Genomic DNA, 16,143 nt, shown 5'->3' with positions numbered 1-16,143 from the left:
TGAGACACTAATGGCGACCGAACAGCAAACGGGCGGTGGGGGGGAGACCGAGCAACCGCTCGGACTCACAATCGCAAGTGGTGCGGTCGCCGCCGCCGTCATCGTTCCGCTGTTGTGGCTCGTCAAATCCGCACTCGAAGTCGGGCCCGAAGAAGCGCTCGCGCTTCTCACGCGCCCGCAGACGGTCAGCGTATTTCTGAACAGCACCGTTCTCGTGGTCCTCGTGACCGCCGCGTGTGTCGCACTCGGCGTTCCGCTGGCGTATCTTACCGTCAGAACCGACCTCCCGTTCAAGCAGTTCTGGACGGTCGCGGTCTCGCTCCCGCTTGTCATTCCGAGCTACATCGGCGCGTTCACGTTCGTGTCTGCGTTCGGCCCGAACGGGGCGTTTCAGCGTCTTCTCGAACCGCTCGGCGTACAGGAGCTACCGGAGATATACGGACTCCCCGGAGCCGTGCTGGTGCTGACACTGTACACGTACCCGTACGTGTTTATCACCACGCGGGCGGCGCTGAAGTCGATGGATACCACGCTCATCGACGCCGCCCGGACGCTGAACCACTCTCGGTGGGAGGCTTTCAAGTGGGTGACGGTCCCGCAGATTCGACCGGCAGTCGCCGCCGGGGCGCTTCTCGCCGCACTCTACGCCCTGTCCGACTTCGGGACGCCGGCAATCATGCGGTTCGACGCGTTCACCCGTGTCATCTTCGTCGAGTTCGGGACGTTCGGCCGCGACACCGCGACGCTTCTGTCGCTCCAACTCGTCGGGGTGACGCTGATTATCCTCACGCTCGAATCGCAGATTCGCGGGAACGAACGAACCACGACCGGCGGGCGCTCGGGAAGCGTGATGAAACTCGGTCGCTGGAGATACCCCGCAGTCGCGTTCACCGGATTGGTCGCCACCGTCGCGTTGGTCGTCCCGCTCGGGATTCTCCTCACGTGGCTGGCGGAAGGCGTGAGCACGACGGGGACCTCGCTCGACTTCCGACCCGTATACGCCTTCAACTCCATGTTCGTCTCGGGTGCGGCGGCGGTCGTAGCAACACTCGCCGGCGTTCCGGTCGCCTATCTCGCGGCGCACCACTCTTCGCGGCTGAGTTCGCTCTTCGAGCGCGCGACGTACATCGGCTACGCCGTCCCGGGCGTCGTGCTCGGTCTGGCGCTCGTCTTCTTCGGGAGTTCGTATGCGACGTCCATCTACCAGACGGTCTACCTGCTCGTGTTCGCCTACGTCATCCGGTTTCTCCCGCAGGCTGTCGGGTCGCTTCGGGCGTCGTTTCTCCGAGTTGACCCCGCTCTGCCCGAGGCCGCCCGAACTCTTGGAGAGACGCCGACCGGCGCATTCCGGCACGTGACGCTCCCCCTCGTCGCGCCCGGACTGTTCGGTGGCGCGGCGCTCGTCTTTTTGACCACGATGAAGGAACTGCCGGCGACGCTCATGCTTCGACCGTCCGGCTTCAAGACGCTCGTGACGCACATCTGGTCTGCCTACGGGCAGGGATACTTCGGCAGAGCCGTTGTTCCCGCGCTCATCTTACTTTTCGTCTCGGGGCTCTCGATGCTCATCATCATCAGACAAGAGGGATACGATGTCAAATAGCACACTCACGACCACAGATAATTCGAACAACGAGGAGCAGTCGCACACTGACACCGACGACGCCGGACTCGGCAGTGATTCCGAGACCGACTCCGACACCGTCCTCGAACTCGACGGCGTCTCGAAGTCCTACGGGACCGAGTCAGTTATCGACGAACTCGCACTCGACGTCACCGAAGGTGAGATTCTCACGCTCCTCGGTCCCTCGGGATGCGGGAAGACGACGACACTGCGACTCATCGCCGGTCTCGACCACCCCGACGAGGGGACGGTTCGGCTGAACGGAACTGTCGTCTCGGGCAACGGCATCTTCACCGCCCCCGAAGAGCGCGGCGTCGGCGTAGTGTTCCAAGAGTTCGCGCTGTTCCCGCACCTCACCGCGGCCGAAAACATCGCTTTCGGGCTGAAAGACCACTCCGCGTCCGAACGCGAGGCGCGCGTTTCGGAACTACTCGACCTCGTCGGTTTAGAGGACCAAGGCGAGAGCTATCCCGACGAACTCTCCGGCGGCCAACAACAACGCGTCGCCCTCGCTCGGTCGCTCGCACCGGAGCCCGCGATTTTGCTCCTCGACGAACCCTTCTCGAATCTCGACGTTGACCTTCGCGTGCAGATGCGCGAGGAGGTCCGTCGCATCCTCAAAGAGGCGGGCGTGACGGCGGTCTCCGTCACACACGATCAAGAGGAGGCGATGTCGATTTCGGACCGCGTTGCCGTGATGAACGACGGCGACCTCGAACAGGTTGGCGAACCCGAGCAAGTCTTCCAACACCCCGAATCGCGGTTCGTAGCCGGGTTCCTCGGTTACGCCGGATTCCTTCCGGGGCGCATTTCTGGTGACGTCATCGAGACGGAACTCGGAGCGGTCGGCCGCGACCAACTGCACGGTCTCGCACCCGAGTACGACGAGACCGACATCGACATTCTCGTCCGTCCGGACGACGTGTCCGCCCACGCCTGCGAGGGCGAGGGGCACGGCGAGGTCGTCGGCAAGCGCTACCTCGGGCCGACCATCCTCTACGAGGTCGAACTCGACGGCGGAGATACCCTGCTTTGTATGCACAACCACGACGAGACCGTCCCGACCGACGGTCGCATCGAGGTGACGCTCGACGCGGGTCACGAGCTCGCGTGGTTCCCGCGTGAACAGCGTCCCGACACCGGGCTGTACTCGGACTAAGGATGGGCGGTCGAGATACGCGAGTCAACGCTTTCCTCGCCGCGCTCGGTATCGACCGCTTGCGGAGACTCGGTCTCTCGTTCGACAGCAACCGTCAGCGGACGCGCCATCGACTGGCCGCAGTCGGCGTCTCGCTTCTCGTCGGACTCGTCGTGACGTGGCTCGCAGTCGATCTCTTTCCATACCACACTGTCAACGACGACGAGGGCGTCTACCTCATGCAGGCGGCGATGCTGTTGGAGGGGAAACTGTTCCTCCACCCCAGCGCGCTCACGGAGGCCGTCAGGCCGTGGTTCTTCGTCGTCCAAGAGCACGCGAGCGCACCCGGTGGCGTCCGACTGTACTCGAAGTACTCGCCCGCGGTGCCGGCGCTGTTCGCGCTCGGACTCGCCGTCGGCCTGCCGAACCTCGTGTTGGGCGTCGTCGCCTCGGTCACGGCGTGGTTCGTCTACGTGCTCACCGCGGCCGTGTTCGACCGCCGAACGGGAATCGTCGCCGCGGGGTTACTCGGTCTCTCACCGTTGTTTCTCATCACGTCGTCGACGTTCCTCGCGTACGCGCCGACGACGATGCTGAACCTCATTTTCGGAGTCTGTTACGTCAGAGCCGCCCGTCGCAACTCGGTTGGCTACGCCGTCGTCGCGGGCGCGTTCATCGGCTTCGCGTTTTTCGCGCGACCCTACACCGCCGTCCTGTTCGCGTTGCCGTTCATGGTCCACTCCCTGTGGGCGCTCGCAACGTCGTGGCGTGTCGGAACCGGCCGAGCGGTCGCCCGCAGATACGTCGCCATCGCCCTCCCCGGCATCGCGTTCGTCGGTCTGACGCTCGCTTACAACGCGGTCGTTACCGGCGACCCGCTTACCTTCCCCTACATCGCGTTTGCGCCGGCGGACGGCATCGGCTTCGGCAGGCGCGAGATACTCGGGTACGACATCGTCTACACGCCTGCGTTAGGCATCGAGACGGCGGTCGAAGCGCTCGACATGCTCGTGACGCGTTGGGGACCGATGGGCTGGTTCGGAACCGTCGCCGCCATCGTCGGCGTCGGAGTTGCAGTCTATCGCCGGTGGCAACGTGCAACCGGTCGGCGCGCTCGCGGCGGCGACAGACGGCGCCAACACGGACTCGGGGACCGCGAGACTGCCGGATTCGTAGAACTCTCCGACACCGCGCTCGCCGCGGTCGTCGCTGGCGTCTTCGGGTCGGTCTTCCTCGGAAACGTCTTCTTCTGGGGGACGCACAACGGGCTTCGAAACGGTCTCATCGACTTGCTCGGCCCATTTTACCACTTCGACGCGCTCGTTCCGCTGGTCGTGTTCGCCGCGGCCGGACTCGTCGGCGGTGTGCGGGCCGTTCGCGGGGTGGCGACCCGTCGGTTCTCTCCCTCTGAGGCCCGCGGCGTCGTCTTCTCGGTCGTGCTCGTCTCCGCGCTCGTCGCCGGTGGCGTCACCCTCGACGCCATCGACGACCCGTACAGCGAAAACCACCTCCGGACCGAAAATCTCGAAGCGACCTACGACCCGCTCGTCGAGGCAGGCTTCGAAGAGCCGCCGCTCACACCGTCGGTTCCGGGCGTCAGCGGTGCGAACGCGTCGAAGGTGCTCGTGTTCCACCCCGACCCGTACGGCGACTGGTCCGCCCATCCGTTCCAGACACTTCGTAACGACCCCGGCTTCGACGGCTCGGTCGTCTACGCCATCGACGACGGTCCCGAACAGGATTTCACCGTTCTCGACGCAACGAATCGGACGCCCTATCGGTTCGCCTACCGCGGGTCGTGGGTCGGGGCCGAGGAACCCGTCGAACCGGCGCTGACGCGTCTCGAAGTGCTCGCAGGAGAGCGTGTCGAAGCGACGACGACCCTCGGCGCACCGAAAGGCAGTACCACCGTCTCGGTCCGGGTCGAGACCGAATCGGGGTACGCCCGCTACGATTCGCGGATGCGGGAGAACCTGTCCGTTGACTGGGCGATAACCCCGAGTGGCGTGTTCGTGACGAACCATCCGAAAGCCGCCGGTCCCGACCGGCTTCCGATTCCCAACGGGACGAGCGAAATCGACCTGCTCGTCACGTACGTCGGTGACTTCGGCGAGACCGTTACGTACCGACAAACCGTCTCTGTGGACCGGTCGGACGGCGAAGTGCGCGTCATCTGGCCGCCGGAGACACGCGTCTGTCGGCTGACAACCGACTGTGGGACCGAGGGCCAGTGGGTCGGTCCAGACGGTGACTATCTGCCGGGCGTGTCGGTGGCGTCGAACGCGACTGTGGCAACGTCGAATGCAACTATGGCGGCGTCGGTGAACTCGGAGGCGAGACGAGAGAGCGGTTCGACGGGGACGAGCCAAAACCGGAGCGTGGCGTGACCGTCGTCTCCCGCGGGCGAGCCATTGGTCTTCTCGTCGCACTCATCGTCGCCGAACTGCTGTTTCTCGTCTCGCCGTCGGGGCCGCTGTATTCGATTCCGATTCTCGTCGGGGCGGTCGCGTTCGGCCTGTGGGTCGGAAGTGTGTTGGACGACAAGGAGAGTTAGGGTGCCGAAACACGGGCCGAACTCCGTGCTGACCTCGCCGCGAGTCGATTCAGAGAAACAGGTCTTTGGACCAGCAAGCCAACCGTGAGGTAGAATGACCGACCAAGCCGACGGCGTCCTCGCTCGGGCTAAGCGCCCACTGCGCTACGTGATGGGCTGTCTCTACATCGTCGCTGGCGTGTTACATTTCGTGGACCCGCACGTGTACGTCCAACTCGTTCCGCCGTCGTTTCCGGCGGCGCTCGAACTCGTCTACATCTCCGGCATCGCGGAGATTGCCCTCGGCGCGGGCGTGTTAGTTCCGCGGACGCGACGTCTCGCGGCGTGGGGACTCATCGCGCTGTTGCTTGCCGTCTTCCCGGCGAACGTCTACATGGCGACTCACGACGTGGTTCTCACGGGTGCACCCGAAGCCATACGGAACCCGTCTACGGCGGCGCGGTGGGCGCGACTCCCGCTTCAGGGCGTCCTCATCGCGTGGGCGTGGTGGTACACGCGACCCGAAACTGACGGCTGGAACGACAGTTGAAACCGAATCTGCGTCTACGGTCGCGGTTCGCGCCGCCAGACGGTTGCCTGTGCGTTGTCGGGTTCGACGGCCGAGTCGGGAGCGTCGTCGTGGGTTGCAACGACTGATTCGAACCACGAGGCGAGGTCGTCGGTTCGGTCCGGTCGCAGGGTCGGAGTGCCGTCTTTTGTACTCGTGATGTTGGCGGAGGGGCGTCCGAAGTCGGGCAGGCCGGAGCGTCCGGGAAACTTGAGGTGTCCGGAGTATCAGTGGCGTCCGAGTGTCGAAATGTTGGGGACCGGGTCGGACGAGGTGTCTGGAGTTCCTGAGCCGGGTTGTCCGGGGTGCCGGAGGTGTTAGGGACTAGAACGTCAGGAGAGCGTGGCGTTCGGAACCCTTACGCCAGCGGGCAGATAGCCACGTTCTCGACGCGGAGTCCACCCTCGGCGGCGATTGAATCGCCCGAGACGAGGTCCGTGGCGTCAACGTCGAGGTCGCCGATATCGACCGTCACGGGGTCGTCGCCGAAGTTCAAAAGACAGAGATGCGACCCATCGTCGTGGTCGCGGACGAACGCGACGGCGCGGGCGGAATCGACCTCGTAGTCGATGCGTCGGAACGACCCGTCGTAGCCGAGCGCCGACGTGTCGTTTCGAACCTCGATGAGTCGCTCGTAGTGTTCGCGGATATCGTCGCGGGCGTGGTCCCACGCGAGGGCGTCACGGCGACCGCGCTGGCCGATTTCTTGTCCGCCGTAAATCATCGGGATGCCGGGGAGCGTAAAGAGCGCACCCGCGGCCGCCATCGCTTCCGAGTCGCCGCACTCGACGATGTAGCGCGTCTCGTCGTGGTTTTCGAGATAGAGCATGAACGCCGCGTGGTCGGGGAAGCCGACTTCGGCGCGCTGGTCGATGGCGTCGAGGATTCGGTCTGCGGGTTCGTCGCCGCGGCCGACCTGCCGGAGAACGAAGTACAGCGTCGTGTCGAAGTGCATGTCGAACATGCCCTCGTGGAAGTCGGCGACGTACGGGATTGTCTCGTCGAGGAGGAGGAATTCGGAGTCTTTCGACTTCACGCGTTCGCGGATTTCCTGCCAAAAGGTATCCGGCACAGCCCACGCCATGTCGCATCGAAAGCCATCGACGATTTCGGCCCACATATCGACCGCATCGAGGAGATACCGCCGCACGTCGAGGTTTCGATGGTCGAAGTTGGCGATGTACTCCCAGTCGAAGTACGTCCCCGGTTCGCCGTCGTCCTGCCACTCGTACCAGTCGTAGTAGTCCGAATCGGGATTCTTGTAGGCGTCTTTGAAAAACGGGTGTTCGCGCGCGGAGTGATTGAGCACGAGGTCGAAAAGCACCTTCATCCCGCGGTCGTGGGCGGCCTCGACGAACCGCTCGTAGTCCTCGCGGGTGCCGAGGTCGTCGGCGATAGCGTAGAAATCCACGATGTTGTAGCCGTGCGGGGCGTGGTCGTTCTGGAGAACCGGTGTCAACCACAGGCAATCGACGCCGAGCGAATCGAGGTAGTCGAGGCGCTGTTCCAACGCCTCGAAGGTGGTTTCGGTGTCGTCGTCGGCATACTCTCGAATGTAAATCTCGTAGAGCGTCACGTCTCGCGCCCACTCCGGTGGGTCGTTCGGCCGGGAGACAGAGAGGTGCTGTTCGCCGCCAGCGCCGTCGCTTTTGGCCGTGTGGTCGTGTCGTTCCGTCGCGTGTTCGCCGCGGCCGGAATCGGCGTCAGATGCCTCGGGCGGGCGCTCGTGGTCGGGTTCTGCGACGCCACCGTCGGCGATGGTGTCGCGTTCGACGGTCACCGTGTCGGGGACACTGTAGGTTTCGTCGAGTGCGACCGCGTGAACGCGGAGTCGGTCACCGATGGCCGAGACCGGAATCCGAAGCACCCACCCGTCGGTTTCGACCGCGGCTCGGTCCACGTCGTCGCGGTCGTCAACGACGAATTCCACGATGAGGTCGTCGCGGTCGGTGTCGCTGTTCGGGTTCGGTTGCGGGTCCGCGCGGACGACGACGGTGTCGTCTTCGACGGTCGCATCGAGGCGAATCCGAGGCCGACCGCCCTCGCCCCGTTGTGCGGACCCGGCACCGCTTCCCGAACCGGACGCGCCGCCGCTGAACTGCGTCGGACGGGCGGACCCGCTCTGTCCGCTGAAGCCGCTCTGTCCACTGAAGCCGCTCTGTCCGCTTCTGGCGGAGCCAGCGGGGAGATACGACCCGGGGAAGACGCGAATCGTCAGCGTGTGAACGGCGTCGGGGGCGTCGAGTTCGAGAACGTAGCCCCCCGCCGCGTCGGGAGTAAACTGCACGACTGGGGTCGATTCTGCGAAGTCGAAACTGCTGGCAACGGGGGCACTGCGAACGTGCCACTGGTAGTCGGCGTCGGGGTCGGGGTTCCGCGGGGCGAGTTGGACCGACTCGCCGACGGCCATGAACTGCGGCGGGCCTGGGTGATGCATACACACAATGAACGTTCCGGGAGACTTTGAGTTTACTCCCGTGAGAATACGTGTTCAGTTGCGAGAGGGTCGCTCCGGCGTGCCCACGGCGTCGGTCGAATACGTCGCAGAGAAAAGATAAAAACGGCGTCCGAGCGGCCAATACTTATGGTTCGGCGCCAACGTCTACCTCTATGCGACTTCGGACCGCGTTAAACGAATACAAACGCGACCGGGGGAGACGCTTCCCGGAGGAGTGTCAGACCTCGGACGGTGCGTTTTCGGGCCACGGGGACCGGCTCGTCTATGTTGGACTCGACGGGTCTCTTCGAGACTACTCGTCTTCGCTTTCGGGTCTCTACGGTATCGACCGCTCTCGATTCGGTATCGAGACGAATGGCGAGACGCACTGGTTCGACGAACTCGAACCCGTCCGTCAACATTACTACCACGAGACGAGTCTGGTCGAGACCGAGTACGACGCCGGGGAGTACACCGTCCATCAGTACGACCTGACGCTCGGCCGCGCCCACGTGACACACGTCGAACTTCGCGGGGCGATTCCGACCGATGCGCACCTGACTGCCTTTCTCACCTTCGCACCGGAGGGACGGGAAACCCGTGTTGGCCGCCTCATCCACGAGGAAGGCGGCCCGAACGGGACGCAGGCGGTCGAAGTATTCCACAGGACCGAACACGACTACGTGACGGCTTCGACCGGGCTTGACGACGTGCGTGGGCAGATTCCCGAGCGATTCGACGAAATCCTCTCCGACGACACGTTCGATTTCCCGCGAGAGGCCGTCTTGGAGCGATACGAAGACACGCACCTCTCCGGCGACGTCGTCGTCAGTGCCCCGCTCGAACAGGAGGGCCGCGCCGCGCGGACGACGCTCGTCACCCAACTGTCTGACCACAGTGAGATGGACCGCTCGGAGGCGCTTGCCGACCTCCAGCACTGTTCGGTCCAACACGCCACCGCCGACGACCTTCGGTCGGCCGCCCGCGAGCAGGCCGAGGTGTTCGTCCCCGACGAGACGCCGCGCGAGCGGATTGTCCGCACCGACCTTCGCGCCATCTCGCTTTTGACCGCCCCCAGCGGTGCTCGCATCGCCGGCCCCGAGTTCGACCCGTTTTACGCTCACTCCGGCGGCTACGGCTACACGTGGTTCCGCGACGACGCCGAGATTTCGCTGGCGCTCGCACAGTCCGACGACGCGTTCGACCTCGGACTCGACGCTCGACTCTCGACGAGCGCCGAGTTCTACTGCGAGATGCAACTCCAAGACGGGACGTGGCCCCACCGCGTCTGGGCCGTCGATGGGAGCGTCGCGCCCGGCTGGGCACACGGCCGCGTCGAGGGCACAGGTGACGAGGAGTATCAGGCCGACCAGACGGCGAGCGTCGTGACGTACCTTGCGACGCTCCTCACAGAGCGCCGTGACGAACTCAACGACGAACTCGTCGGGCGAATCAGGTCGGCCGTTACGGCCGGTATCTCCGGACTCGACAGCAGTCTCGAAGACGACGGACTGCCGCAACCCTGCCAAAACGCGTGGGAGAATATGAGCGGGCGGTTCACCCACACGGCCGCGGCGTTCCTCCGGGCGTATTCGACTGTCGCCGCGGCACCGGTTCCAGACTCCCTCCGTGAACACGCCGCCGAGCAGGCGACCGCCGTCTACGACGGTCTCGGCGAACTCTGGTCGGAGGAAAGAGCGGTGTACGCGCTTCGCATCGACGACAACGACAAACTGGACGACCGACTCGATTCAGCCACCTTCGCGCTCGTCGATGCCATCGACGCCTATGCCGACATCGAGGAGGTAGACACGAAGACCGCAGACCGCCTCGTCAAGCACATGTCCGCGACGCTGAAGGGGCTGTACCGAAACCCCCGAGGCGACGTGGCCGGACTGGTCAGGTTCGAAGACGACTACTGGCGTGCGGACGGTCAAGAAGGCGAGAAAATCTGGTCTGTCGCCACCGCGTGGGGCGCGAACGCCGCCGCGAAGTTCGGTCTCTTCTGTGACCGCGTCGGCAAAGACGGCCGCCGATTCATCGAGCGAGCGACGAACCTCTACGAACTGCTCCAACCCGACGGCCCGCTTACGAACGACGCGGGCTACCTCGCAGAACAGGTGTTCGACGACGGCGGATTCGATAGCGCAGTTCCGCTCGGGTGGCCACACGCGATTCGGATGGAGACGACCGCGGTTCTCTCCGAAATCGACGCGCTTCCGGCACCGAAACCGGCACCCACCGGCCCGGAAAACCGGCCGCGATGGACGACCGGCGAGAAATACGGTATCGGCACGGTCGCCGACCACGACACCGACGACCCCTCGCGCATCTGGTTCACCCTGACCGAAGGCGCGCTCACGGAAGTTCGCTTCCCGCGGGTCGATTTGATGAACCTCCGAACGCTCGATTTCCTCGTCGTTGCCGCCGACCCGAAAGCCGAGTACACCGCGCGAACGCACAACGAAACGCGCCGCGACGACCACGCAGACACCGTCGAACGACGGGCCGAAATCGTCGAAACAGACGCGCTCGTCTTCCGCCACACGATTACCGAGACCGGCGACGGACGCGGCCACGAGTGGGAACTGACCGTCGAATACGCCATCGACTCCGAACACGACGCGGTGCTCGCCGACGTGCAGTTCGAATCCCTCGACGGCGGCGACTACGAACTGTACACCGTCGCCGACACGGCCCTCGCAAACACCGGCGCAAAGGACCGCGGCATCCGCCTCGGCCAACTCGGAAGCTACCACCTCGTCGCCCGTGACGCGGGCGCATTCGACACCGGCGACGGAGACGAACCACTTCTCATCGACCAGAACGGGCGCAAGTACAGCGTGGCAATCGCGCTCACCGCCGTCGGTCGATTCGAGTGGGCGACCGTCGGCGTCGCCGGCTCTCGGTATCTCTCGGAGTTCTTCTCCAAGGGCGCGCTTCCGAATCCCCAAGAGCGAATCGACGACGAGAACGTCGTCCTCGTCGGACGCATCGGAACCGGCTCCGACCTCACCGAGACACTGGCGCTCGGCTTTGCCGAACACGCCGACACCGCCGCCGCACTCGGCGAGGCCGCCGGCGCATTGACACGGGGCTACGAGACCGTCCGGTCGGCCTACACAGACTCGTGGAACGACTTCCTCGCCGACAAGACGCTCCCGGACGCAGTCGCCGACGACGACCTCGCCGCTCAGTACAAGACTTGCCTCATGAGTCTTCGAGCGGTTGAAGACAAGACCTACCTCGGCGCGGGTATCGCCTCGCCGTCGGTTCCGTGGGGCGAAGTCGTCCCCGCCGAGGAGGCCAAAGGCTACGGTTACAACTTCGTCTGGTCGCGCGATCTCTATCAGGTCTTTACCGTCTTCGAGGCCGTTGGCGACATCGAAACGGCCATCGACGCGTTGGAGTACATCTACACGCACCAGCAGGACGACCGCGGATTCATCCCGCAGAACACCTATCTCAACGGTCGAACCCGCTGGGGCGGCGAGCAGATGGACAACATCTCATTCCCGCAAGTGATGGCCTACACGCTCGCCGAGCGCGGCATCGACTTCGACGACGTGGCGTACGACTACGTCAACGTCAAGCGCTCTGCGGACTACGTCGCCCGAAACGGGCCGCCGACGGCACAGGAACGCTGGGAAGAAGAAGCGGGCTATTCGCCGTCGTCTATCGCCGCCGAAATCGCCGGACTCGGCTGTGCGGCCGCCATCGCGCTCGACGAAGGCCACGACGAGGACGCGCTCGTCTGGTTGTCGCTCGCCGACGACTGGGAGACGCACGTCGATGACTGGACGGCGACCCGAACAGGAACCGACCGGAATACGCACACGCCGTACTACGTCCGCATCACCCGCGACGGCGAACCCGACGCTGGGCACCTCCGAACGCTCGCAAACAACGGGCCGACGCTGGACGAACGCGAGATTATCGACGGCGGGTTCCTCGAACTGACGCGTCTCGGCATCAAACCCGCTGACGACGAGATTATCCAGAACTCGGTCGCGGAAGTTGACGAGACGATTCGCGTCGATACGCCGCACGGCCCGGCGTTCTACCGCTACAACGGCGACGGCTACGGCGAACGCGAACGCGACGAAGAGGGCGCACCGTGGTCTATCGACGCCAAAGGAAAAGGTCGGCTCTGGCCGATTTTCACCGGCGAACGCGGCGAGTACGAACTGCTCAACGGAACCGACGAGGGGGCACTCGAACCCGCGAACCTACTTCAAACGATGGCCGCGTTCGCCAACTCCGGGCGGATGCTCGCAGAACAGGTGTGGGACCGCGAACACTCGACGGACTACAACTGGGAGTTCGGCGAGGGGACCGGCAGTGCGACGCCGCTCGCGTGGTCCATGGCGCAGTTCGTCCGCCTCGCACACAGCATCGACGCCGGCGAGCCGGTCGAAACACCCGCATTCTTGCGAGAACGATACGTCGAACGCGACCGGCCGTCCGGCCCGAAACTTCGCGTGAGCACGCGATTCAAAGGTGACAAACTCGTCGTCTCCGGCCAGACCGATGCCGCCGTCGTCGCCGTGAAAACGCCGGGAGAGACGACGCTCATCGAACCCGAAGACGACGCGTTCGAAGTCGAAGTCGCAATCGAGTACGGCGAAAATCAGGTGACTGTCGCCGCCGCGACCGACGCCGACCTCACCACAGCCGGAACGTCGGTCTCGCGGTTCACGCTCTAATCCGCTACGCCGGCGAACCGAACACGATATCGTCGGTCTCGTGGTGTGTTTCGAGACACACTATTACACGGTTCATCGACCGATTTCCGGAGGGGTCCGTCGGGAGAGCACGGTCGAATCGAGGCGAGTGGTTCGAATCGGACATCCGACACAACATGCAAAATTGTTAATATGAATCTCAGAGAAGTTGTTCGTGCCACGGCCCCGGTCGTGGCAGTGGACCGGACACTGACCGTCGTCTCGTAGCCAGCCTAACTTCAGATTGGGCGGTCGTGTCTCGTGTCCACCCGCGCGGTTCGTGCGCAATGGGTTGCCGCGTAGGTGAAGCCGCCCCATGAGCGGCGGCTTTTCGCGGATAGTCCAGCGTTCGACACCGACGAGCACCACCGAGTTTCGGCATCCGACACGACCCGGAATCGGTCTCGGCCCTCCTCTTTTAGTACACTGCCGACACGGCTTTTCCGTCTCGACACTAACGACCCGACATGCCTGTCTATCGACGCCGAACTCGCGTCGCCGCACCACTGGACCGCGTGTGGGAGTTTCACTCGGATACGTCCGGCTTAGAGGCACTTACACCGGCGTGGATGAACCTCGAAATCGAATCTGTTCGCGGTCCGGATGAGGACCCCGACCCGGAGGCGCTCGTCGCCGGCACGGAAATCGACATGTCGATGCAACCGTTCGGGGTGGGACCACGACAGCGCTGGACATCGCGCATCACCGACCGCGAAGAAAGCGAGACGACGGCGTGGTTCCGCGACGAGATGGTCGGCGGTCCTTTCCCGCGATGGGTCCACACCCACCGGTTCGTCGCCGACGGCGACGAGACGATTCTCGAAGACCGCGTCGAGTACCAACTCCCGTTCGGCCCGCTCGGCGACGTTGCGGGCGTCTTCGGTGGTCTCGGGTTCGACCCGATGTTCCGCGGGCGACACCGACAGACGAAGGCGCTCCTCGAATAACTCAGGCAGTCGAAACGGTCGAAATCGACGGTGCCGAGAGGAAACAGAAGAGAACGGGGAAACGGCGGCTAGCCGGGGTGTTCAGTCGTCACTGAGCGAAAATCGCGGTTCGACTTCGGAGCGGACGCCGCCGATATCGACCTCGAATCGCGCGCCGCCGAGGTCGGACTCGGGTCCCGTAACGCAGATGTCCCAGCCGTGGGCCTCGACGATGCTCTCGACGATAGAGAGACCGAATCCGGTTCCGGATTGAGAGGTGGTGTGACCGTGTTCGAAGACGGTCTGACGCTTTTCGTCCGGAATGCCGGGACCGTTGTCCGCGACGTAAAATCCGGATTGGGTCGGCCCGACGCGGACGACGAGTTCGTCGTCCCGGGCGGAGTGTGCGCCTGACGAGCCGCGTTCGACTGTCCCGGTTGCTGACGGCTGGTCGGTTTTCGACCCGTGTTCGACTGCGTTTCGAAACAGGTTTTCGAACGCTTGCTGGAACCGACCTTGGTCGGCTTGCGTCGCTCCGAGACCGTCTTCGACAACGAGCACCGCCTCCTTGCCGGTATCAACTGCTTTCCACGCCCGCTCGGCGACGTCGGCGATGTTGACGGCGTTCGTGTCTCCGACTTTCCGGCCCTGTCTTGCGAGCGAGAGCACGTCGTTGAGGAGCGTATCCATGCGCGTAATTCCGTCCAGCGCCCGGTCGAGGTAGGCCACGTCCTCTTCTTCGCGGGCGAGTTCGACGAACCCTTTCGCAACGTTGAGTGGATTTCGAAGGTCGTGGGAGACGACAGACGCAAACTCGTCGAGTCGGTCGTTCTGTCGGCGAAGTTCGCGTTCTCTGCGCTCTCGGGCGAGTGTGTGGGTGATGTTGTTGGCGACCGACCGAAGAAGGTCAACTTCGGTGTCGGTCCACGAGCGAGTCGTGTCGATAACGTCGAAGACGACGAAGCCGACGAACGACCACTTCGAAACCATGGGCGCGGCGACGAAGCCGCCGGTTTCAGTCTCCGTGAGCAGTTGTTTCGTGTTCGACGCGTCGGGCGGCAGGTCCGAAACGCAGTGGAGACGGACGTTCTCGAAGCGGTGGAGTCGCTCCAGCAACCAGCGAGCCTCGTCCAGTGAAACCCGAGCCGGGTGTTCGATTTTTGCTCCTCGGTTCCAGTCGTGTACGCACGCGGCGACGTTCGTCTCGTCGTTGTAGAGATAGACAGAACAGCGGTCGAGGTCCGCGACTTCGCCGACCGTCTGAAGCGTCCACTCGATTTTCGTGCCGATTTCGTCGGCCTCGGCGCTCATCAGCGAGGTCGAAGTGTCCAAGACGGCGTCCTGTAACCGCGTTTCGTACCGGAGTCGGTTCCGTCGGTGACGGCGCTCGGTAACGTCCTGAAGCGTGCCGATGACGGCGGCCTCGTCGTCCTCGGTCGGCCGAAGTGCGAGGTGCCCCTCACACAGCAATTCGTCGTCGTGCGGGTAGGACGGTCCCGACGAGAGGACCGTCTCGAACCGTTCTGTGTCGGCCGAGTCGGAGTCGATGACTTTCTGGAACGCGTTCCGGATTTCGTCTCCCGAGTCCGCGGCGAGGTCGGCGAACTGTCGGTCGAGAATATCCTCGCGTTCGTAGCCGGTGAGACCGCAAAAAACACCGTCGGCCGACGTGAATCGGCCGTCGCTGTCGAGCGAGTAGACGCCGCTGTCGAGAACTTCGATTGCGGTTCCGTACCGCTCCGAGGCCGCCTTCGCTCGGTACTGCGAGACCGCGTTGACGACGCGGTTTGCGAGAACGGTGTACTGGTCGGTTCCGGTGTCTTTCTGCATGTAGTCGGTCGCGCCGACACGGAAGGCGTCGCGGGCGACCTCCTCGGAGCCTTTGCCGGTAAAGAGAATGAAAGGGAGGTCTGGATGTTCGGCTCGGACCGCTCTGAGGAACTCTAGCCCGTCGATATCGGGCATATCGTAGTCCGAGACGACGCAGTCAACCTGCTCTTGACGGAGTCGTTCGAGCGCGTCCGCACCCGAGTTCGACGTCAACACTGAAAGGTCAACGTCGCCAGCCTCACGCTCCAAGTAAATCGAAACGAGGTCCGTGAGGCTCGGTTCGTCGTCAACGTGGAGGACGCGAACGTCAACTCCAGACCCGTCGTCCATACCGACTAGCATCTGCTCACCCTAATGAGCGTT

The 16,143-nt window shown here is 64.0% G+C and carries 9 protein-coding genes; 7 read left to right on the top strand and 2 right to left on the bottom strand.

What is annotated here, in order from left to right:
- The first annotated feature begins 10 nt into the window (after positions 1-10).
- The 5 genes from C440_RS00105 to C440_RS00090 all read left to right on the top strand — a co-directional run bounded on the left by C440_RS00105 (position 11) and on the right by C440_RS00090 (position 5,845).
- Positions 11-1,603: an ABC transporter permease gene (locus C440_RS00105; protein ID WP_008317079.1), complete on the top strand. Its 1,593-nt coding sequence runs from the start codon at positions 11-13 to the stop codon at positions 1,601-1,603.
- Positions 1,593-2,783 carry an ABC transporter ATP-binding protein gene (locus C440_RS00100; RefSeq protein WP_008317078.1) on the top strand — a complete coding sequence of 397 codons (1,191 nt, stop codon included), beginning with the start codon at positions 1,593-1,595 and terminating at the stop codon, positions 2,781-2,783. The genes C440_RS00105 and C440_RS00100 overlap by 11 nt, the downstream gene beginning before the upstream one ends.
- 2 nt (positions 2,784-2,785) lie before the next feature.
- Complete coding sequence (locus C440_RS00095; protein ID WP_008317077.1) at positions 2,786-5,149, top strand: ArnT family glycosyltransferase; 2,364 nt, start codon at positions 2,786-2,788, stop codon at positions 5,147-5,149.
- Positions 5,146-5,316, top strand: a complete 171-nt coding sequence (locus C440_RS17465) for a hypothetical protein (RefSeq protein WP_161605906.1) — start codon at positions 5,146-5,148, stop codon at positions 5,314-5,316. The genes C440_RS00095 and C440_RS17465 overlap by 4 nt, the downstream gene beginning before the upstream one ends.
- A 94-nt stretch (positions 5,317-5,410) precedes the next feature.
- Positions 5,411-5,845 (top strand): DoxX family protein, encoded by a 435-nt coding sequence (locus C440_RS00090; protein WP_008317076.1) that lies wholly within the window; start codon positions 5,411-5,413, stop codon positions 5,843-5,845.
- Between the two features lie 376 nt (positions 5,846-6,221).
- Here the strand turns inward: C440_RS00090 and malA are convergent, their stop codons facing one another.
- Complete coding sequence (gene malA / locus C440_RS00085; protein WP_008317075.1) at positions 6,222-8,273, bottom strand: alpha-amylase MalA; 2,052 nt, start codon at positions 8,271-8,273, stop codon at positions 6,222-6,224.
- Between the two features lie 200 nt (positions 8,274-8,473).
- Between malA and C440_RS00080 the strand changes: the two genes are divergently transcribed.
- Both C440_RS00080 and C440_RS00075 read left to right on the top strand, forming a co-directional pair.
- The gene (locus tag C440_RS00080; RefSeq protein ID WP_008317073.1) at positions 8,474-13,006 is read left to right on the top strand and encodes a glycoside hydrolase family 15 protein; all 4,533 of its coding nucleotides are present in this window, start codon (positions 8,474-8,476) and stop codon (positions 13,004-13,006) included.
- 485 nt (positions 13,007-13,491) lie between these two features.
- Complete coding sequence (locus C440_RS00075) at positions 13,492-13,971, top strand: SRPBCC family protein (protein WP_008317071.1); 480 nt, start codon at positions 13,492-13,494, stop codon at positions 13,969-13,971.
- A gap of 81 nt (positions 13,972-14,052) precedes the next feature.
- On the opposite strand, the gene C440_RS00070 is transcribed toward C440_RS00075, so the two are convergent.
- Entirely contained in the window at positions 14,053-16,110 is a 2,058-nt protein-coding gene (locus C440_RS00070; protein WP_049915066.1) for a hybrid sensor histidine kinase/response regulator, read from the bottom strand.
- Between the last annotated feature and the right edge of the window lie 33 nt (positions 16,111-16,143).

Source organism: Haloferax mucosum ATCC BAA-1512 (assembly GCF_000337815.1).
GTDB classification, from domain to species: Archaea; Halobacteriota; Halobacteria; order Halobacteriales; family Haloferacaceae; genus Haloferax; species Haloferax mucosum.
The sequence above is the reverse complement of the archived record's forward strand: the minus strand, read 5'-3'. Positions and strand labels throughout refer to the sequence as shown.